This is a genomic window from Dokdonia sp. MED134 (genome assembly GCF_000152925.2).
GTDB lineage: Bacteria > Bacteroidota > Bacteroidia > Flavobacteriales > Flavobacteriaceae > Dokdonia.
The window spans coordinates 1,040,746-1,061,807 of sequence record NZ_CP009301.1 but is presented as its reverse complement, the minus strand read 5'-3'; the positions used below and the strand labels follow the sequence as shown (position 1 = coordinate 1,061,807).

22 protein-coding genes are annotated in these 21,062 nt (G+C 36.6%); 19 read left to right on the top strand and 3 right to left on the bottom strand.

The genetic code is table 11. The annotated features are described in order from the left end of the window. The first annotated feature begins 181 nt into the window (after positions 1-181). On the top strand, positions 182-1,573 hold the full coding sequence (locus MED134_RS04695) for a vanadium-dependent haloperoxidase (protein ID WP_021778512.1): 1,392 nt from the start codon (positions 182-184) through the stop codon (positions 1,571-1,573). Positions 1,574-1,750: 177 nt separating this feature from the next. After that, a complete protein-coding gene (locus tag MED134_RS04690) occupies positions 1,751-2,602 on the top strand; it encodes a universal stress protein (RefSeq protein ID WP_021778513.1) in 852 nt (283 codons plus the stop codon). A 56-nt stretch (positions 2,603-2,658) separates the two neighbouring features. Here the strand turns inward: MED134_RS04690 and MED134_RS04685 are convergent, their stop codons facing one another. Continuing rightward, a complete protein-coding gene (locus tag MED134_RS04685) occupies positions 2,659-3,420 on the bottom strand; it encodes a patatin-like phospholipase family protein (protein WP_021778514.1) in 762 nt (253 codons plus the stop codon). A gap of 34 nt (positions 3,421-3,454) precedes the next feature. Here MED134_RS04685 and MED134_RS04680 point away from each other — a divergent pair, with 34 nt between their 5' ends. The 3 genes from MED134_RS04680 (at position 3,455) to MED134_RS04670 (ending at position 5,355) form a co-directional block, all read left to right on the top strand. Then, positions 3,455-4,135, top strand: coding sequence for an outer membrane beta-barrel protein (locus MED134_RS04680; RefSeq protein ID WP_021778515.1), 681 nt, complete (start codon positions 3,455-3,457; stop codon positions 4,133-4,135). 72 nt (positions 4,136-4,207) lie between these two features. Further along, positions 4,208-4,519 (top strand): ribosome hibernation-promoting factor, HPF/YfiA family, encoded by a 312-nt coding sequence (gene hpf, locus MED134_RS04675; RefSeq protein WP_021778516.1) that lies wholly within the window; start codon positions 4,208-4,210, stop codon positions 4,517-4,519. Next, the gene (locus MED134_RS04670) at positions 4,519-5,355 is read left to right on the top strand and encodes a universal stress protein (RefSeq protein ID WP_021778517.1); all 837 of its coding nucleotides are present in this window, start codon (positions 4,519-4,521) and stop codon (positions 5,353-5,355) included. The genes hpf and MED134_RS04670 overlap by 1 nt, the downstream gene beginning before the upstream one ends. Positions 5,356-5,504: 149 nt before the next feature. On the opposite strand, the gene MED134_RS04665 is transcribed toward MED134_RS04670, so the two are convergent. Both MED134_RS04665 and MED134_RS04660 read right to left on the bottom strand, forming a co-directional pair. Continuing rightward, a complete protein-coding gene (locus MED134_RS04665; RefSeq protein WP_021778518.1) occupies positions 5,505-5,960 on the bottom strand; it encodes a DinB family protein in 456 nt (151 codons plus the stop codon). A gap of 79 nt (positions 5,961-6,039) precedes the next feature. Further along, a complete protein-coding gene (locus MED134_RS04660) occupies positions 6,040-6,450 on the bottom strand; it encodes a hypothetical protein (RefSeq protein ID WP_021778519.1) in 411 nt (136 codons plus the stop codon). A 130-nt stretch (positions 6,451-6,580) separates the two neighbouring features. On the opposite strand from MED134_RS04660, the gene MED134_RS04655 reads away from it, so the two are divergent. The 14 genes from MED134_RS04655 to ccoN all read left to right on the top strand — a co-directional run bounded on the left by MED134_RS04655 (position 6,581) and on the right by ccoN (position 21,061). Then, positions 6,581-7,810 carry a PAS domain-containing sensor histidine kinase gene (locus MED134_RS04655; RefSeq protein ID WP_021778520.1) on the top strand — a complete coding sequence of 410 codons (1,230 nt, stop codon included), beginning with the start codon at positions 6,581-6,583 and terminating at the stop codon, positions 7,808-7,810. A 4-nt stretch (positions 7,811-7,814) separates the two neighbouring features. Then, entirely contained in the window at positions 7,815-8,861 is a 1,047-nt protein-coding gene (locus tag MED134_RS04650; protein WP_021778521.1) for a response regulator, read from the top strand. Positions 8,862-8,934: 73 nt separating this feature from the next. Beyond that, entirely contained in the window at positions 8,935-9,744 is an 810-nt protein-coding gene (locus tag MED134_RS04645) for a universal stress protein (RefSeq protein ID WP_021778522.1), read from the top strand. A gap of 50 nt (positions 9,745-9,794) precedes the next feature. Beyond that, entirely contained in the window at positions 9,795-10,664 is an 870-nt protein-coding gene (locus MED134_RS04640; RefSeq protein ID WP_237747149.1) for a universal stress protein, read from the top strand. 6 nt (positions 10,665-10,670) lie between these two features. Beyond that, the gene (locus MED134_RS04635) at positions 10,671-11,519 is read left to right on the top strand and encodes a universal stress protein (protein ID WP_021778524.1); all 849 of its coding nucleotides are present in this window, start codon (positions 10,671-10,673) and stop codon (positions 11,517-11,519) included. A 5-nt stretch (positions 11,520-11,524) separates the two neighbouring features. Further along, positions 11,525-12,370 (top strand): universal stress protein, encoded by an 846-nt coding sequence (locus MED134_RS04630; protein ID WP_021778525.1) that lies wholly within the window; start codon positions 11,525-11,527, stop codon positions 12,368-12,370. A gap of 59 nt (positions 12,371-12,429) precedes the next feature. Beyond that, the gene (locus MED134_RS04625) at positions 12,430-13,278 is read left to right on the top strand and encodes a universal stress protein (RefSeq protein ID WP_021778526.1); all 849 of its coding nucleotides are present in this window, start codon (positions 12,430-12,432) and stop codon (positions 13,276-13,278) included. A 64-nt stretch (positions 13,279-13,342) separates the two neighbouring features. Then, positions 13,343-14,194, top strand: a complete 852-nt coding sequence (locus MED134_RS04620) for a universal stress protein (protein ID WP_021778527.1) — start codon at positions 13,343-13,345, stop codon at positions 14,192-14,194. Between the two features lie 146 nt (positions 14,195-14,340). Further along, a complete protein-coding gene (locus MED134_RS04615; RefSeq protein WP_021778528.1) occupies positions 14,341-14,757 on the top strand; it encodes a hypothetical protein in 417 nt (138 codons plus the stop codon). A 142-nt stretch (positions 14,758-14,899) separates the two neighbouring features. Continuing rightward, entirely contained in the window at positions 14,900-15,544 is a 645-nt protein-coding gene (locus MED134_RS04610; RefSeq protein WP_021778529.1) for a hypothetical protein, read from the top strand. A gap of 148 nt (positions 15,545-15,692) precedes the next feature. Continuing rightward, positions 15,693-18,137: a heavy metal translocating P-type ATPase gene (locus MED134_RS04605; RefSeq protein ID WP_021778530.1), complete on the top strand. Its 2,445-nt coding sequence runs from the start codon at positions 15,693-15,695 to the stop codon at positions 18,135-18,137. Then, positions 18,134-18,511 (top strand): hypothetical protein, encoded by a 378-nt coding sequence (locus MED134_RS04600; protein WP_021778531.1) that lies wholly within the window; start codon positions 18,134-18,136, stop codon positions 18,509-18,511. Before MED134_RS04605 ends, MED134_RS04600 begins: the two co-directional genes overlap by 4 nt. Before the next feature lie 126 nt (positions 18,512-18,637). Beyond that, positions 18,638-18,844 carry a cbb3-type cytochrome oxidase assembly protein CcoS gene (gene ccoS / locus MED134_RS04595; protein WP_021778532.1) on the top strand — a complete coding sequence of 69 codons (207 nt, stop codon included), beginning with the start codon at positions 18,638-18,640 and terminating at the stop codon, positions 18,842-18,844. A gap of 12 nt (positions 18,845-18,856) precedes the next feature. After that, the gene (ccoN, locus tag MED134_RS04590; protein WP_021778533.1) at positions 18,857-21,061 is read left to right on the top strand and encodes a cytochrome-c oxidase, cbb3-type subunit I; all 2,205 of its coding nucleotides are present in this window, start codon (positions 18,857-18,859) and stop codon (positions 21,059-21,061) included. Position 21,062: the final 1 nt, after the last annotated feature.

Genomic DNA, 21,062 nt, shown 5'->3' with positions numbered 1-21,062 from the left:
TTAGCGTGTTGATTTTAGTGGTATTGACATAATAACGGATATATGAACTTTAATAATGTAGCTTCACAATTGTCAAATTAAAGTGAGTAAAGGACTATATTTACCTTACTTTAGAAGTATAATTGGATCTTTTTATTAAAATTTAGATAATTTTAGTCCAGCAATAAGTAATATAGAAAGTATGAAATTAAGAATCTTTGGTGCGGTAGTGCTTGTGTTTTTGACCTTGCAATCTTGTTCTGATGATGAGGTGACGTTACCTGAGGTGCTAGAACCCTCAGACATTGCTTTTAATCAAATTACAGTAAGTAATCCCACAACACAACTTGTTTCAGATTGGACTAACCTTTGGCTAGAGATTGATCAATATGCATACGGGATGAGACCTACCGCCACCTCTAGAGCACTCGCATATATACATCTTGCAGGCTACGAGACGGCCGTATTTAGTATGGATGGTTATGTATCAAATGCTAGTAACTTAAATGGTCTCACCATAAACAATTCAGAAAGAGCTAGTAATGTATCTCTCAATGTGGCACTCAACACGTGTTACAGTCTTGTTTTTGACCATTTTATGTATAATGTACAAGCAGATTATGATGCTAAAATTACTCAGTATAGAGATGCACAGGAAGAACAGCTAGTAGAAGGTCTTAGTGCAGAGACCATTGCAAATTCAAAAAGCTGGGGAGCCTACGTGGCACAACAAATTATTGCATATAGTCAAACAGATACAGCTGCCGAATCTCAAATAACAGACCCGCAGCCCTTTAGTTATGAACCTCCAGTAGGAGAAGGGTACTGGACCTATAGTGCAGATGAGGAAAGAGCTTGGTTTCCATATTGGGATCAAGCAAGAACTTTTATAATCTCTTCAGAAGAGACTACTACAGTTGCACCACCGGTAGCATATAGTACAGAAGTTGGGAGTGAGTTTTATACTCAAATGATGGATGTATACACTACTAATAATACAGCTAGAGAAGATAATAATGAAGATTTATGGATTGCAGAGTTTTGGTCTGATGATGTAGAGGGACTTATGACAAGTCCTCCCGGACACCAAGTGTCTATAGCAAACCAGCTCATAGGGCAGTATGATACTAGCCCTACAGCATCTCTTGTACTATTACTCAAATTAGGTTTTTCCCTTAATGATGCCGCGGTATCTACTTGGGCAGATAAGTATGAGTATATGGTAATGCGACCTAGTGTTTATATACAAGAATATATCGACCCCACTTATGAAACTAACCTTTACAGATTTATAAACTGGCCTAACCCGTCATTTCCAGGGTATCCCTCAGGACACTCAGCATTTGCATCTGCAGCGGCAGGAGTTTTTATAGGTGCATTTGGTAACGATATAAACTTTACAGATAGATCTCACGAGGGGAGGACAGAGTTTAGAGGAGCACCTAGACAGTTTACATCTTTTACAGATATGGCACAAGAAAATGGCTACTCTAGAATACCGCTAGGTGTGCATATAGAGATGGACTGTACAGAAGGATTGCGACTGGGTTATGAAGTCTCAGATGCGGTTAACGCCTATAATTTGACTAACTAGGGAGCATTGTTATAAAGGGGCCTTTGTACGCTTTCGCGAAAGCGTAATACCCACTCACATTATAAATTTACTTACAATATAGCTTAGACCAGTAAAAAAATTATCTCCTCGGGGCTGATTAATATCATAGTTTCAATAAAAAGTTGCCATTAGATTTGGCCTTGTAAAACGGATACTATGAAAAATATTCTCCTTCTCACAGACTTTACACTTAAGTCAGATAATGCACATCACTTTGCTTTTCAATTTTTTAAAGGTCAAGATTGTACCTTTCACCTGCTTAGTATTCAAAAAGTGTGGGACTTTACAATGGACGACCTTATGGCTGCAAATCCCAAAAGCAGTGTAGATGTAGCCTTACTTAAAGACAACCGAAGCGAACTTACAACACAACTTCAAACCTATAAAAGCACCTTTAAAGACAGTACTTTTACCTTTGAGAGTCACGTAGATTATGATGTGTTTACAGATGCTGTCACTCAGGCAGTTCAAAATCATAATATAGACATCATAGTATGTGGTACAGATGGAAACTCTGGAATTCTGGAAGCTATTTTTAGTTCACATACAATACGCATTATAAATAAGGTAAATTGTCCCGTACTGGTCATTCCAGAGCATTATAATTATCAAGAACTTGAGCATATACAATACCTGCTTGATTATGATGATACGTTTGAGAGCTGTGGCAAACAATTATTTGATGAGGTGATTACACGTTATAGCCCTAAAGTAAGTGTACATAGATTAACCTTTGCGTTAGAAATGCAGCCCGAGGCTTGTGATGCAGAGAGTGAAGTGATACAGCAATTATATCCCGAAGTATCATTACATTATCACGTAATTACTAGTGATGACCCTATAAAGGAGTTAAATGCTTTTATAAAAGAAGAAGGCATACAGCTCCAAATACTTTCGGCAAGGAGGCAAACGTTTTTAGAGCGTTTCTTCTCACACTCTCATCTTTCTAAAATTGTAAATTCAACAGAAGTGCCTTTGCTTATTTTATGCGACTGTAGTGATGAATAGGTGTTTATTTACGCTTTCGCGAAAGCGGTACACAATACATTAAAACATCATATATATTAAGACACTGTAAAATGCTTCTCAAGCTCCTTGCAAGCAGACTCATATCCTATTTGAAAAATACGCTCAACATTGCGCATACTAAAAGTGCCAAATTTGGAGAGCTCATCTGGGCAAACAAGAATATCGCACATATCAAACTTGTTTTTTACACGATGATGTAGATTTATCTCATAAGCTCTGTTAAGTACTTGGTATGAGTGCTTTAGGGAAGTGATGCTCATAGCACTGAGAGGATTTACATAACTCCCTATAATGTAATCACAATTTTGAACTAGCGGCTCTACAGGAAAATCATCTATCACACCGCCGTCAAAGTATAAAGTCCCATCTATATCTATAGGAGTAAACACTCCAGGAAAAGATGCCGATGCGATAATAGGTTTAATGAGGCTACCACTATTAAAAATATGTTGCTCCCCAGATATGACTGTGGTTGCTGTTATAGAGAGTGGCAATTGCAAGGTTTCAAAACTATCTTCTGGAAAATATGTGGCAAGATCATTTGCAAACTTTAAGGAGTCAAGTATTCCGGGTTTACTACGAGCATAGCGGCTTAGTTTAAAAATAGAAGTTTTTCTAAAAAAGTCTAAGATAATCTCCCAGTCATAACCTGCAGCATAAAGGCCACCTACAATGGCACCAGCACTTGTACCCGTTACAAACGCGGGTTTAATGTTATACTCATCAAAAGCTTTGAGGAGACCCACGTGAGCAACTCCTTTTATACCACCTCCAGATAATGCAAGTCCTATTTTCATAATATATGGTATTGAGTATGCAAGATAGTAGATTATGGTTGAAACTACGGGGTCACTAGGAGATCTTAACTATGATAAATATCATTTGCTTATAGCGCAACACCGTTTAGATTTGAGTATGAAAATATCACGTCATCGTCTCGCTATAAAAATTGGGTTTTTAATGTTATGTAATCTTATTGCATTAAAAACTTATGGGCAACAGTATAATGTAGAGTTACGTCCTACACTTCATTTTTCTACACGTACTGTACTAGATCAAAACTTACGTATAGGTAATGGTATAGAACTCACTGGTGTCTATAATGTAAGTAATCGTACAGATGTATATGCAGGTGTATTATGGAGTCGTTTTGATACCGATGAGTCTCGCAATGAAGAAGATATAGAGTATACTCAAAAGGGGATTGTCTTAGGTACACTTTTCAACTTTAAAATTATAGAGAAGCAGAAGCATTTGTTTTATGTAAGAACAGGATTTTCCTACTCAAATATTGCTTCTAGTAGCGTTATTGAAACTGCAAATTTTGAATCAAAAAATGCCATAGGTACGCAATTAGGTTTAGGTATGAGTATTAAGAGTCTCGGGTATTGGTCCATACTTCCAGAGTTGAGGTACAGTAGTTCTTCTCACCGCATAGATGTTACTTCTGGAAATGATTTTTTATCGTTTAATACAGTCGCCATTACAGTAGCTATACGAAGATCATTGTAGCTGATATATATCATATTATACCTTATAAATGAGCCGTACTTTTAACTCATAACCTTTTAAAATTAAGTAAATATGGATGTACAGATAGCATATGTTAAGATAGATAGAAGTGAAGCACTCACAACATATATAGAAGATAAACTAGTCAAACTTTTTAAGAGGTATGACTGGCTCATAAAGGCAAACGTTATTATCAAAAAAGAAACCGCACAAACGCATCATAACGCTATATGTGAGATAGAATTAAGCGTGCCTGGGCCCCGCATATTTGCTCAATCACAAGAGAAAAATTTTGAGGTGGCTGTAAAGGAAACCATTTCAGATCTGGATGTGCAGCTCAAAAAACGAAAAGCACAATTTACTAACCAAAACATAAGCTCATAATGAAAAAGATTTTAGTTCCAGTTGATTTTTCAACTCAGTCAGAAAATGCACTTGAGACGGCTTCCGCTTTCGCGAAAGCGTACAACGCAGAGATTTTAGTTCTTCATATGATGGGCTTATCTGATGCTGTACTCACTCACGGCGAAGGTGATAGTATTGCTCAAGGAGTGTACCATATGAAACTAGCCGAAAAGCAGTTTGAAACCTTTCTTGATAAACCTTATTTGGAGGGCGTAAAGGTCACAGAAGTTGTTCAAAATTATAAGATATTTCAAGAAGTTAATACACTCGCTCAAGAACAAGATGTAGACCTCATTGTAATGGGTTCACACGGAGCAAAGGGATTGCGAGAAGAGTTTGTAGGTTCAAACACAGAAAAAGTAGTAAGAAGCTCAGAGATACCTGTGCTGGTAATAAAAGATAGAGAAGGGGAGTACATACCACAAAATATAGTGTTTGCTTGTGATTTTAAAACAGAAAATGTGACAGCATACAGAGAAGCTATCCCATTATTTGAAAAGCTGGGAGCAAGGGTACACCTGGTGTATATAAATCTACCTGCAGATCGTTTTAGAAGCTCTAAAGAGATAGAAGAAGATATGACATCGTTTATGCGTATTGCAGAATTTGGAAAACCGTTACATCAAGAAGACCTTGTGATTATAAATGGATACTCTATAGAAAGTGGTCTTTATGAATATGCAGAAAAAGTTAATGCAGATGCGCTGGCTATACCTACTCACGGTCGTAAGGGCTTGTCTCACTTTTTTAGAGGTAGCGTTGCAGAGGCATTAGTTAATCACTCTAAAATGCCAGTGTTTACGTTTAAAATGTAATTGTAAACTATCTATTCTAATAAAAGGCTCTCAATCGAGAGCCTTTTTAGATTTTAATATAATTAATAGCTCTATGCTTAATGGGAGCCATATTACCATTTATGTAAAAGTGTCCTAAGGTCTATAGTTGTAATTAATTCTTTGTGTAATTAGATTCCATATTTCTTAATGATACCTATTTGCCCCGCGTGATAAGCTGTATGGGATACAATGCGACCCAGTGCTTCTGCCTTGGTTTTGATACCAAACTCGGTAGTTTCTATCTCAGTCTCCCAGTCTTCTTCGGTTTGCGATTCTATAATAGCACCAAGGTCATACCTAGCTTGTGCTAGTAATTTTGTGATACTCTCAAGGTTTGTCCACTCACCCGTGTCACGTTTTGCAATAACTGTTTTTGCAATAATTTTTATGCTACTTGCACCAAAAACGTTTTTTGCAAACAGCAGTTCTACCTCTGCTATATGGCGCAATAAAAACCCAATAGAATTTTTTGAGGGAGTTAAAGCCTTTGTAAGGTCTTCTGGGGTAATATATTTTATTTTTTCTTCTAGTCTCGAGCGAGCTTCCAGCCATAACTCATATAGGAGTTGTGTTTTTGTATCCATAACAATATTTATTTTGATAACGCTTTCGCGAAAGCGTGTTCACCCATTTCTTAAGAATTAGAAAAAAGTTTGTTTAACTTTAAGCAGCCTCACTAAGGGCTATTTCTAACTTACCTAGCATTATTAATTCTGACTTATTTACGCCTGAAAATGAACGAGCAAGTTCCCATCCCGTTTGTAAAATAATGTTCTTAATCTCAATAGTAAAAAAATGAGGATGCTCATCTTTATAATCTAGAAAGTCACTGAACATTTTTTGAGGGTCTTCATTAAAAGCTTCGACTCCTTCAAATACAATCTCGATGAGATATGCCGCATCAGTTCCAAAGGCATCTTGTAAATCATCTATTTCTAGCCAATAATTTAAAACACAATATTGTAATCTAGAAAACTCTTCATCCCGCACGACCTTATCTGCAGCAGCGATGGCATAAAAAAGTTTGCCTAGGTTATGATAGAAAGTAACATCTTTATTATTAGTTGTTTCCATAATATTAGTTTTAAGAATCAAAAATAGTCTTGAGCCTGACCGCCATCTATGATATATATCATTTACAAGACTTTTTTTAAGTAATAAAATAGGAAACAGCTGATTGTTTTAATAGTTGTATTTTTAGTTTATGAAATTTTTAGAAGAGAGTATAGAAGAGGCATTTTTTATTCTATTTGAAGGCGCTTCAGAGGGTATTGTAGTAGTAGATTCCTCCCAGATTATAGTCGCTACAAATGAGTCTGCTAGAACTATTTTTGGGTATGAGTCAAATGAGCTAGAAGGTAGCAAGCTAGAGACTCTTATACCTATGCGTTATCACGGATCACACGGTGGTCATTTTAAAAAATTTATGGACCATAGTGACAAGCGGGAGATGGGTACTGGGAGAGACTTGTACGGCTTGCGTAAAGATGGGTCACAAATCCCTGTAGAGGCTGGGCTCAATCCATTTGTACTGCACGATAAGCAATATGTGATGGCGCTCGTTACAGATATTACAGTACGTAAATCACAAGAGGAGCAAATCTTAAACCTAAATAGCACTCTAGAAGAAAAAATTGCATTAAGAACAGAATCTCTTAGAGATGCTGTAAGTAAGCTTAAAGAAGAGGTGCAACTGCGAGTAGAAGCAGAGAATAATGCAAAAGAAGCACTTCAAAAAGAGAAAGAGCTCAATGAACTTAAAACTAAGTTTTTATCACTAGTATCTCACGAGTTTAAAACCCCTATAAGCGGTATACTTACCTCTGCCACACTAGCCGGAAAATATACAAGAGAAGACCAGCAAGATAAGAGAGAAAAACATCTCAATATTATAAAGAGTAAGGTTAAATATCTTAATACTATAATTGATGATTTCTTGTCTGTAGAGCGATTAGATACTGGTAAAACTAACTATAAGTTTACAGAAGTTTATTTAAGTAAAGTGCTAAGTGAGGTGATTTATGATGCAAATATGCACCTTAAAGATGGACAGCAAATACATTACCCAAAAAAGGCAGATGATGTTGTTATTGAGTTTGATGAAAAAATACTAGAACTTGCTCTTACAAATCTGGTTCATAATGCTGTAAAATATTCTGGCGAAAACACAAACGTCTATATAGATATACAACAGGATGAAAAGCAGCTTTTTATAACAATAAGAGATCAAGGAATAGGAATACCAGAGCACGAACAAAAGTTTATATTCAACCGTTATTTTAGAGCAGAAAATGCGTTACTTAACGCGGGTACAGGTATAGGACTCAATATTGTAAAAAGCCATATAGAAAACCTAGGAGGTAGCCTTGTCTTTAAAAGTATTTTAAATCAAGGTTCTACCTTTACCATTATGATACCTACCACTCAAAACTGATTTTATGAAAAGAGTACTTATTATAGAAGATGATGCCGCTTTACGCGAAAACACAGCAGAGCTGCTTGAGTTATCAAACTATGATGTAACCGCTGCGCCCAATGGGCGCGTGGGTATTGAGTATGCAAAATCATCACCACCAGATGTGATTGTCTGTGATATTATGATGCCAGAGGTAGATGGTTATGGCGTGTTAGAGGCACTCTCTAGTGATACTACTACAAGTCACATTCCATTCATATTTCTCTCTGCCAAAACTGAGCACAAAGAGATAAGAAAAGGAATGGATATGGGTGCAGATGATTATCTCACCAAACCTTTTGAGGAGGAAGAATTGATAAGCGCTATAGAGAGTCGTATAGCAAAAGCCACTATACTTAATGCAAAAAACCAAGAACAATCTCAAATAGGAGATGATGAGTCACTAAGAAGTCTTAATGAGCTCAAAAACTTTTTTGATGATGAGGGTGAAGAGTTTACATTTAAAAAAGGAAAAGAAATTTATAAGGAAGGAGGACATTCTAATATGGTGTACCTCATACTTAAGGGCATAGTTAAGACTCATAAAATGGATGAGAGTGGTAAAGAACTCATTACAGCTCTCTTTAAGGCAGACGATTTTTTAGGCTTTACTTCATTTTTAGATAACCTTGCATATCAAGAGTCTGCCACGGCAATGGAGGAAGTGACAGTAGTAGGAGTGAGTAAAAAAGAACTCAAAGCCATTCTAGAAAAAAGTAAAAATGTCTCACTAGAGCTTATGGAGCTCCTCACAGATAATCTTGCAGATATTAAAGACCAGCTTTTACAAATGGCATATAGCTCTGTGCGCAAAAAAACGGCTCAAACCATTTTACAGTTTGCAGAGATTCTCAATAAAACACCTCAAGAAGGTATAAAAATAGCGAGAAATGATCTCGCAAGTGTCGCAGGTATTGCTACAGAGAGTTTAATAAGAACGCTGTCTGGATTTAAAAAAGACGGACTCATAGCCATAGAGGGTCGTAATATCAGGCTACTTGATGTAGATGGTTTACAGAGTGTAGAGTAATTTATTCTAAAACTGATTTTTATCATTCTTTAACCACTTTTCATAAAATACATTTGTCCCACTCAATGTATTTATGATGAAGCATATTCTTATTCCTGTTGATTTTTCTGAGCAATCTTGGCAAGCTGCCTTGTGCGCGCTCAATCTATATAAAAATGCGGGAGTACGATTTTATTTGTTTTTTTCTGAAGAGCACGACTATTGTAAAGGTGATAGTGATGTGATTACTCAAGCACCATTAGTAAGACTTTCTTCTTGGGTTAAGAAGTTAGAACTTAAGAAAGCTAGTGGTCAGGTATTAATACCTCTTAAATGGGAGGGTGAGTTTATAGCAGATGTACGATCTGCCGTGTCAGAAAATCAAATAGATCTTATAGTAATGAGCACAAGGTATCCTAATATATTTTGTGAGGAGTTGAGCGATAGTCACGTGCGTCACATTATTGCTCGAGTAAAATGTCCAGTACTTATCGTACCTAGGGATTTTAGTTGTTTTATTCCACAGCAAGTTGTCTTACTCACTGACTATAATTTTAAGCACCGCACAGAGGCTACAAATCATATAAAAGAATTTGTAAACCGCACAAGAGCACATCTTAATGTGCTTCAATTATCAAAAAAAGGTAATGCCCTTACAACGGCACAACAGGCTAATAAGTCTATTCTTAAAGGAGCATTAGATAGTATACAGCATAGTTTTCACTTTGTGATTCAAAAAACTATGGATGAGGCACTACAGTTTTTTATAGATGTACAGCAGGTAGATATGGTTATTTTATTTGCAAAAAATATAAACCTATCAGAAAATATACTTTTCTCTCCCTCACTTCATACAGAAATGGACTATCATAAAAATATTCCCTTTCTCATCGTACACGAGTAGATCTGTGAGGTGACATAAGTCATAGTTTAAGGCTAGTAAAGCGCATAGATTTGAGTATCAAAAAAGGATACATTATGCGAGTAATTATAGTACCAACAGATTTTTCAGAAAATGCTTTTAATGCACTTACCTGTGCGATGGAATACTTTAAGTATGAGAGGAGCAAGTTTATTTTATTACATACGTATGCAGATGAGGTGTATGAAAATAAAGCCGTAATCTCTAGAGATATACTTGATGAGTATAAGGAGATTAAACGCAAAGAAAGTGAGGTAAAACTGAGCACTACCCTTGAAAATGCACGCCAAGTATCTCCAAACCCAAACCACACTTTTGAGACTCTTGCGCTTTTTGGGACGCTACTAGATGAGGTTAACACACTTGTTAATAAAGAAAATGCAGACCTCGTTGTTATGGGTACACAGGGTAAAACTGCAGACAGAAATATCACCTACGGCAGTAATACATTACAAGTAATACGATATGTAAAGTGTCCGGTTTTAGGAATTCCACTTGATTATAAGTACCAGAGACCAGATCGTATATTATTCCCTTCGGCACTTATAATTCCTTATAAAAATAGAGAACTCAAGCTTGTGAGTTGCCTAGCACGTAGTTTCAGGTCAACGGTAGATTTACTTTATGTCTCAAACTATGATAGACTCTCCCTACGACAAGAAGATGTAAAAACGTTGTGGGAATACCGCTTTCGCGAAAGCGTAATAAACTACACTAGAAAAGACGAGGGTAATGTCGCTTCTATTATAAATGAGTACATCAAAGACCAAGGTGTAAACCTACTGGTTATGGTAAACTCAAAGCATACGTATATGGAAACCTTACTTCATACATCTGCCATAGATACAGTGGGGCTTAATACCAAAATACCCTTCCTTATTTTACAAAACTTACCTAGATAAAACGCTATGAAACATATCTTACTACCTACCGACTTTTCTGATACTTCATATGAAGCAATAACGTATGCGGTTCAATTATTTATTAATGAAGAGTGTACATTTTATGTGCTTAACACATACACACCTGTAGCACTATATACGACTACAATTTATGACCACCAGTCATCACTTAATGTAGATATAGGTGAGCTTTATAAAAATAGCTCGAAGAGTAATCTAACTCAAATTATAGAAAAAGTGACAGATGCATACCCTAATAAATTGCACACTTTTGAAGCTATCTCCAGTTATAATATCCTCAGTCAAGAAATAGCACATCTGGTAGAGAGTCGTCATATAGACTGTATAATTATGGGTACAAAAGGCGCTTCTGGTCTTAAAGAAGTATTTATAGGCTCACAAACTATGCAGGTTATAAAAAGTGCTACTGTACCCGTTATAGGTGTGCCTTCGGGATATAAGTATACTCAACTTAAAGACATACTCTTTGCAACAGATTATAGGTCTGGAGTTACCCAACCAGGTCTCAAATTACTAGAAGAAATCTGTCGTACGCATATATCTCGTTTAATATTTCTTAATGCATATTATGGAGTTGAGTTAGATACTGAACAATTAAGTAATAAAACGGCGTTAGATACCTATTTTGAAAGAGATGCTCATATCAATGAGATGGCAAATGGTATGGATGTGCTGGAGGCTATAGATGATTTTCAATCTAGGCATAAAGTAGATTTACTAGCGCTGGTTCATAACAAACATAACTTTTTTGAAAACTTATTATTTACTCCTGTAGTAAGTAAGATTGTGCACCATACTACAACACCTTTTATGATACTTCCACCTCAGAAATAACAGTTATGATACGAGTTTTAATACCTACAGATTTTAGTGTAAACAGTCTCAATGCATTGACTTATGCACATATGCTTTTTCAAGAAGAGCCTGTAACTTTTACACTATTGCACGCTTATGAACCTACTGCGCTACAAATATTAGGACACCAGACGCCTGTAAGGCTAGCATCTTTATATCATAGTCTCAAAGTACAAGCTATAGAAGAGCTTGAGTCGCTTAAAGAAGAGATATTAATTAAAAATGAAATAGCACATCACAGCTATGAGGTAGTGGCATATGGTGGTCATCTCAATGATGCAATTAAGAGTATGAGTGATCAAAAAATTGATTACATCGTTATGGGAAGTAAAGGCGCAACAGGGCTTAAGGAGATGTTTATAGGGACAATAACTCATAGTGTGATAAGTCATCGCCATAACATACCATTGCTTGTTGTGCCAGAGAAGGTAACATTTGTCATTCCTAAAAGTATAGGCTTTGCGACAGATTTTGAAAAACCGTATCACAAAGAAGAGTTTGAGCCTTTATTATTACTCACTCGATTATGGCAGGCCACTATAAGAATGGTTGAGGTTTATGAAGAACATAACCTTAATCAAAACCAGAAAGAACATATACAAGATCTTGAGTCCTTATTGCAGGAAATGAAATATCGTTTTCACGTAATTCCAAAGTTTTCAACGCTCGAAAACTGCATTCATATTTTTGATGAAGAATTGCAAATAGACTTACTTGTGATGATAGACTACCCAAAATCATTTTTTGAAAAGTTAATGAGAGAGCCTGTTATTAAAAAAATGTCCTTTCATATATCTCTACCTTTTTTAGTACTTCCTTCTCATAGCTGATTAATGTCATAGAATGGGTAGATATATGCGCGTAGTTTTATCACATAAAATAAATAATAATGGCACATATACTAGTACCCACAGATTTTTCAGACTATGCTTATAATGCATTATACTATGCAACTCGATTGTATCCAAATGAGAAATGCGAGATTACATTAGTACATACGTTTGAAGATCAATTTTCTACATCTACCAGTCGTATTGATATAGGTCGTAATGAAAAACTTTATGACGAGTTAGAACATAAAGCACTGGACAAGCTTAAATCTCAGAAAGAAAAAATTATAAGAGATCGGGATGATATAGATCTTGATGTACATATACTAGCAAGTGCACAACCATTATTTAAAATGGTAAATAGACTTATAACTCAATCCTCTATAGATTTTATAGTTATGGGCACAAAAGGCGCTTCTGGTCTTAAAGAAGTTTTTGTAGGAAGTCAAGCTGTAAAACTTATTAATAAAGTAAAACCTATACCATTATTTTTAGTGCCAGTAGCCTCAGAGCTGGGCGAGCCTTCAAATATTGCTTATGCCACAGACCTCAAGATAGACTATGCACAATATCCTCTAGAAATTGTAAAAGAGGTAATGCGAGCTCACAAGGCAAAGCTGCACATCACACACATTTATAATCAAATAAGTCCAGGTAACACGGTAGAGAATAATTACAGAAAACTCAAAGATAAACTGGCAGATGTAGAGTACAACACACACTGGTTGTCTAGTGAGACTGGTATGGAAACAGCGGTAGCAACCTTTGTTGCAGAGCATAAAATTAATCTCTTAGTACTTATGTTCCATAAAAGAGGTTTTCTTAAAAAACTATTTAAAAAGTCATTTGTAGAGACAAGCTGCTTTCATACAGATATACCACTCCTTGTATTACCAGAGAGCTACTAATAGTTATCAAAGTAGCGATATACTTCTTAAACTACATTAATCATATAATTTAATACCCATTGTGATGAAAAAGAAAATACTTATTCCAACAGATTTTTCAAAAAATGCCTGGAATGCACTTACCTATGCTTCAGATCTTTTTGAGCACGTAGAGTGTATGTTTTATGTGCTTAATGCATATGATGCAAAACCTTACAGTATAGGAGACTTAATGGTGCCAGAGCCAGGATCTCCATCTTACGAGAGTGCAAAAGATCAAGCCGTAAATGGACTCGCAAAAATTATGGATATGCTAGACTTTAGGGAAACTAATCATAAACATACATACGAGTTTATAGCAGAGCTTAATGACCCACTTACTGCTATGAAAAACTTTATAGAGCAGCGTGATATAGAACTTGTCGTAATGGGTACAAAAGGCGCTTCAAACTCACGCGGATCATTATTTGGCAGTAATACCATAATGGCGATGGAAAAACTAAGAGCTTGCCCAGTAATGGGAGTCCCGCTAGATGCGAGAGTGGCTTATGTAAAGGAAATTGTATTACCTACCAGTTATAAAACATATTATAAAAGAAGAGAACTTACGCACCTCGTAGAGATTGCTAGATTGCACGATGCAACCATCTCTGTCATACACGTAAATACCACAGAGGTTCTGACAGAAAAACAAGAAAAAAGTAAAACATTACTAGAGGAGTGTCTTGAAGGGGCTACCTATAGCTTTCATCACGTGCACGGCACAGACGTTGCTGCTGGCGTGCGTGATTTTACAGAGAGTCGTGATAGTGATATGCTTGCTATCATAAATAGAAAGCACGCATTCTTTGGCAGTGTCTTTACTACGCCTATGGTAAAAGAGCTAGGGCTTTTTAGCAAAGTGCCCTTACTGGTTATGCACGATGTACGTGTTTAATTTTTTTTGGATGCGCTTTCGCGAAAGCGTAAAACACTCACCCTAATTTTTTTGATGAATTAAAAATGTATAGTACTGATAATTGTCATAGTCTACCATTATATCTGGGCTTACATTTATAGTGTAATTAATTAAAAATCAGTTTTATGGAAACTTCATTGCCACTCTCAATAGATCTTTATCACAATGATGTAAAGGTATGGAAATCTAATATTTCTCTCATCAATCACGAGATAGCCTTTATTGAAAACCTAACTAATTCATACATTTTTGAGCCTCGTACACCTAACTTATTTGAAAAGTTAGAGCACTTTAAAACTCATATAAGAAAAATTAAAAATAGACTTGATACTCTCGTGCAATCACTTACAAAACACGATGCAGAACTAAGCGGAATGTTAGAATGTGATACCGTGTCTTGTGATGTGTTTTTTGAGACAAAACATCTATCTATAAAAGAAGAGTATCGCGATTTTATAGATACTTATAGTGAAATCAAAACTGAGATTTTTAACTATTGTGGCGCTATTTTGAAAAGCAATAAGTGTCAAGATAATAAGTAATGTAAGTCTTAATGAGTTTATACAGTTGGACTCATTAAGCATTTGCTGGCATTACTAATTCTTTATGTAATGTCTTATACAACTCCCATTAGAGAGGGTAATGGGAGTTGTTTTTTTTATTAAATAACCTAATATGTAAGCAATGAAATACTTCTACACTTTATGCATACTGGCAACTACATTACTACTTGGGAGTTGCAATAGCTCAGAACTTATAGAAAACTGGAAAAATCCAGATATAGAGACTTTTGAAGCACAAAAAGTGCTCGTACTAGCTATGACTAGCGATGTCAAAAATAGAGAGCTCTTTGAAAAAAAGCTTGTTGACAAGCTGCAAGAAAAAGGAGTAAACGCATATAACAGCTCAGCATTTTTTAATTCAGAGTTTACCTCAAGGCCTAGAACAGAAGAGGAACTCGATAATCTAGAAAGAGAGATGCTCACAGAAGGCTACGATGCCATACTGGTGTCAAAAGTACTAGGAGCAGAAGATAAGGTGACACTCGTGCAGTCTTATCGTAACTGGGATAAAAGATTCAACGGTTTTGAAGACGATTACTACACAAGTCAAAACATCTATGTAGAAGACGAGAGGGTAGAGAAGTTTACCGTCTATCACGCAGAAAGCGCACTCTATTGTATTTGCCCTACAAAGGATAGGGAGATTATCTGGAAAGGCTCTATAGATGTGACTGAGCCAGATAGTGATCGCAAGGCTATAAAGGACTACATAAACCTTCTGGTGTGGGTTCTTGAGGAGCAAGATGTACTTGTGTCTATGGAGTAGTAAATGTTTTTTATTACGCTTTCGCGAAAGCGTAATCCCTAGCAACTATTATCATAAAGCTGACATATGTCATAGTAAAAGCACTTACATAATCACACATTTGCTATAAGTATAATGGCTGTAAAGCCTGTATAAATTAATAGTATATATGTCAAGTTGTTATCATTGTGGCGATGTTTGTGAGACAGAAATAATACATCAAGAAAAATCTTTTTGCTGTCACGGCTGTAAGACTGTCTTTGATATCTTAAATGATAATGACCTTACCTACTATTATGATATTGAGCGTGCTCCAGGTATATCTCCATTAGATCAAGAAGCAAAGTTTGACTTTTTAGGCAATAAAGATATAGTAACAAAGCTCATAGAATTTGATGAGCAAGATACTCAGGTTGTCTCTTTATTAATACCTTCTATACACTGCAGTTCTTGCATATGGGTTCTTGAGAATCTCAATAAACTTAATGCGGCAGTAAAGACGGCACAAGTAAATTTTCCAGAAAAGACCGTTCGTATTACATATAACTCATCAGAGATTACACTTAAAGATCTGGCCATACTTTTATCAAGAATAGGGTATGAGCCATATATCTCGCTAGAGGACGCAACAGAGAAGAAGATAACGGTAGATAGAAGTCTTATCTATAAACTTGGTGTTGCTGGCTTTGCCTTTGGTAATATTATGTTCTTATCCTTTCCAGAGTATTTTGAGGTAGGTGAGTTCTGGTTAGATAAGTTTAAGTACGTTTTTAGATGGTTGATGTTTCTCTTTGCTCTGCCCGTAGTTTTTTATTCTGGTCGTGATTATTTTATATCTGCATATAAAGGATTACGATCTAAAGTTTTAAATATAGATGTACCTATAGCCATAGGTATTACCGTACTATTTGTAAGGTCAAGTGTTGAGATTATGATGGACTGGGGTACTGGCTTTTTTGATAGTATGGCCGGGCTCGTTTTCTTTTTATTATTGGGAAGATTTTTCCAGCAGAAAACGTATGCCTTTCTATCATTTGAGAGAGATTATAAATCTTACTTTCCTATTGCTGTTACTAGACTTATAAAACAAGTTCAAGATAAAACCAAAAATTCAGCTACTCACAATCTTAACGAGCAAGAGCAGTCTAAGGTTATAGAAGAGCAAGCACAAGTCTATGAGCTCAAGACTAAGGATCGCATACTTATAAGAAATGGAGAGCTTTTACCGGTAGATGCTATCCTTATTAAAGGAAATGCTCTAATAGACTATAGTTTTGTGACGGGGGAAGCAGCTCCGGTTACAAAGCAATCTGGTGATCAACTTTTTGCTGGAGGGAGACAGCAAGCAGGTCCTATCGAGGTTGAGGTGCTCAAGCCTGTAGAGCAGAGCTACCTTACCCAGTTATGGTCGAATGAAATCTTTAGTTCAAAAAATCAAAGTCCGTTTGAAAATCTAACAGACCGTATAAGTAGGAGGTTCACCATATCACTGCTTGCTATAGCTGTTATTGCAACTTTAGTTTGGGTTTTTATAGATATAAGTACAGCGCTTAATGTGTTTACAGCAGTGCTCATTGTTGCCTGCCCTTGTGCGATAGCTCTTGCTGCACCCTTTACACTAGGTAATTTACTGCGCATTTTTGGGCGTCATAAGCTATATATGAAAGATAGCTCAGTCATAGAACGTATGTCACACATAGACACCGTTGTTTTTGATAAGACAGGTACGCTTACAACAAGTGTAAAGAACACAATAACCTATGAAGGTATTGCACTTACTACACAAGAAAAATCACTTCTCACCAGCACACTTAGAGCTTCAAACCACCCTTTAAGTAGATCACTATATGAACTATTAAATACTCACAATATCCAAACGCTGGATGAATATACAGAAGATGTAGGCCAGGGTATCACAGGGACTATAAACAACCACCAGATTAAGATAGGGTCTTACGGTTTTGTAAGTGATAATGCGGCTCATAAAACTGCACAACCACATACCCGTACTGCGGTTCATATAAGTACAGACAGTATGTATAAGGGGTGTTATTTATTTTATAATGACTACAGGTCTGGTGTACAAACCGTTTTTGATCAAATAGGTAAAAAAGCTAAGGTTATTATTCTCTCTGGTGATAATGATGGAGAGCGTGAGCATCTTGCAGAATTATTGCCACAAGATGCTACGTTACTATTTAATCAAAAGCCAGAAGACAAGTTACAATTCATAAAGTCCCTTCAAGATAGTAATCGCAAAGTATTGATGATAGGAGACGGTCTTAATGACGCAGGAGCTCTAGCACAAAGTGATGTAGGTATTTCTATATCAGAAAATGTAAATGTCTTTTCTCCTGCTTGTGATGGTATACTAGACGCACAAAGATTTAAAGATATACCCACTTTTATGAGCTTATCACGTAAGGGAGTAGAGGTCATTAAATACGCCTTTATTTTCTCAATATTTTATAACCTCATAGGTCTAGGTTTTGCTGTGACAGGTAATCTAGCACCAGTGGTGGCAGCTATATTAATGCCGCTTAGTTCTATAAGTATCGTTGTATTTACGACGATAGCCACCTCAATTTTGGGTAACAAACTTAAAACAATATGATTACACATTTACACATCCCTTCGGTAGTAGGGTCGTCTCATAATATAGCAGTATTACCTGTGTATACAGAGAGACAGCTTATAACTATGTTTTACAAATCTGTGCACCACAATGAGCCACAAGAAGGTTTTGATAGCTGGTTAAGCGCTGTGCAAAATCAACTCTCAGTAGTAGAGCAATTACCATCTAGAGATCAATCTTTTTATCTAGAGGCTCACGGTGTCATTTTACAAGAATTTAAAACCACATTGCAAGCCATTACAAGATTTGAGCATCAGTTTATGATGAGTTGTCCTTGTGCTGTACAAGGGGCTGGAGTGCTGCTTTCATCGCTACAGAAAGTATCAAAAAGACTTCAAAAAGTGATTGTGTAAAAGGTGTGTGTATGAGTTGTTTTACGCTTTCGCGAAAGCGCATTTAAAACTATTTAACAGTAACTGACATTTGTCATATTTCACCTTGAAGTTCACACGTAGTTTTACACCATAATCCTATCAGGTATGAGTATTATTTATATGCTTCTTGCAATAAGTGTGGTTGTCGCACTCATCTTTTTTGCAGCTTTTATACTGTCTGTAAAAAAAGGGCAATATGACGACACTTATACGCCATCTGTGCGTATGCTTTTTGAAGATGAGGTAATAACAACTAAGGCTTCTGAGAGTGATAATAAAGATCAAGCAAATTCAACCAATTTAAAACAGTAACCCATTTTTTTTATGGAAATACAAAAATTCTATTACGATAATAAAATCGTACGTAAGTTTATAATCGCGACGATGTTTTGGGGCATTATAGGGATGAGTGTGGGGCTTCTTCTAGCTTTTATGTTTCTTTTTCCTAACCTTACAGACGGCATCTCTTGGTTAAGTTTTGGTCGTTTGCGTCCGCTGCATACTAATGCTGTGATTTTTGCCTTTGTAGGTAACGCTATTTTTGCGGGTGTTTATTACTCTACACAACGACTTCTCAAGGCTCGTATGTGGAAAGACTGGCTTAGTAATCTTAACTTCTGGGGATGGCAGGCTATCATTGTAGGTGCTGCAATCACGCTACCTTTAGGTTTTACTACCTCAAAGGAGTATGCTGAGCTAGAGTGGCCTTTTGACATTGCTATCGCATTAATTTGGGTCGCTTTTGGGGCAAACTTAATAGGTACTATTCTTAAAAGAAGGCAGCGACACCTTTATGTGGCAATCTGGTTTTATTTAGGAACATTTGTAACAGTAGCGGTATTACATATTGTAAACAGTATGGAGCTGCCAGTAAGCGCGCTTAAGAGTTATTCTATGTATGCTGGGGTGCAAGATGCACTGGTACAGTGGTGGTATGGTCACAATGCGGTGGCTTTCTTTTTAACAACACCATTTTTAGGTCTTATGTACTACTTTGTGCCTAAGGCGGCAAATAGACCGGTATACTCATACAGATTATCTATTGTACACTTCTGGTCTCTTATTTTTATTTACATCTGGGCAGGGCCACACCACTTGTTATATTCTGCACTACCAGACTGGGCACAAAACTTAGGAGTAGCCTTCTCTATTATGCTTATTGCTCCATCTTGGGGAGGTATGATTAATGGACTACTCACACTAAGAGGGGCTTGGGATAAAGTACGTACAGACCCTGTTCTTAAGTTTATGGTAGTAGCAATTACAGGCTACGGTATGGCAACCTTTGAGGGGCCTATGTTATCGCTTAAAAATGTAAACGCAATCGCTCACTTTAGTGACTGGGTTATCGCACACGTGCACGTAGGAGCACTTGCTTGGAATGGCTTCTTAACATTTGGTATGGTATACTGGATGGTACCTAGATTATTTAAAACTACACTCTGGTCTACTAAGCTTGCAAACGTACACTTCTGGGTAGGTACATTGGGTATCATACTTTATGCTTTACCTATGTATGTTGCTGGTTTTGTACAAGCATCTATGTGGAAACAATTTAATCCAGATGGTACACTTACGTACGGTAACTTTCTTGAGACAGTGAGTGAGATCATCCCGATGTACTGGATGCGTGCTATAGGAGGAAGTATGTTTATAGTAGGAGCGCTTATAGGAGTGTATAACTTAATAATGACAGCACGCTCGGGTAATGAAGTAACAGATGAGCTTGCAGAGGCTGCGCCACTGCAAAAAGTAACTAGAAAACGTACCTCAAAAGAGGGATACCACACTTGGTTAGAAAGACGCCCGGTAAAGCTTACCATTTTTGCAACTATTGCCATCCTTATAGGTGGTATGGTACAAATTATACCGTCACTTATGGTAGATGATTATGTACCTGTAATCTCAAGTGTAAAACCATATACACCACTAGAACTCGAGGGGAGAGATATTTATATACGAGAGAGCTGTGTATCGTGTCACTCACAAATGATACGACCTTTTAGAAGTGAGGTAGAGCGTTATGGTGAGTACTCAAAGGCAGGAGAGTACGTATATGATCATCCATTTTTATGGGGAAGTAAACGTACGGGACCAGACCTTATGCGTGTAGGTGGTAAGTATAGTGACAACTGGCACTTAAACCACTTTTACGACCCGCAGAGTACATCGTCTGGTTCAATAATGCCATCTTATAAATGGCTTATTAAAAATGAGTTAGATAAAGATCTTACAGAAAAGAAAATGGAAGCAATGGTCACGCTAGGTGTACCCTATACTCAAGAGGAGATAGATAATGCACAAGAGCTTATGACAGCACAAGGAACGCAAATAGAGAAAAATCTTTATGCAGATCCAGACTTTGCAAACACCTATGAAGCAGATAAAAAATATGCCGAAGAGAATGGGCTAGATTTTATCGAGATGCGTAATCGTGAAGTGGTAGCTCTTATAGCTTACATACAACGATTAGGAACAGATATAAAAGTTAAAAACACAGACGGTACAACAACCATCATAAACGACTAAG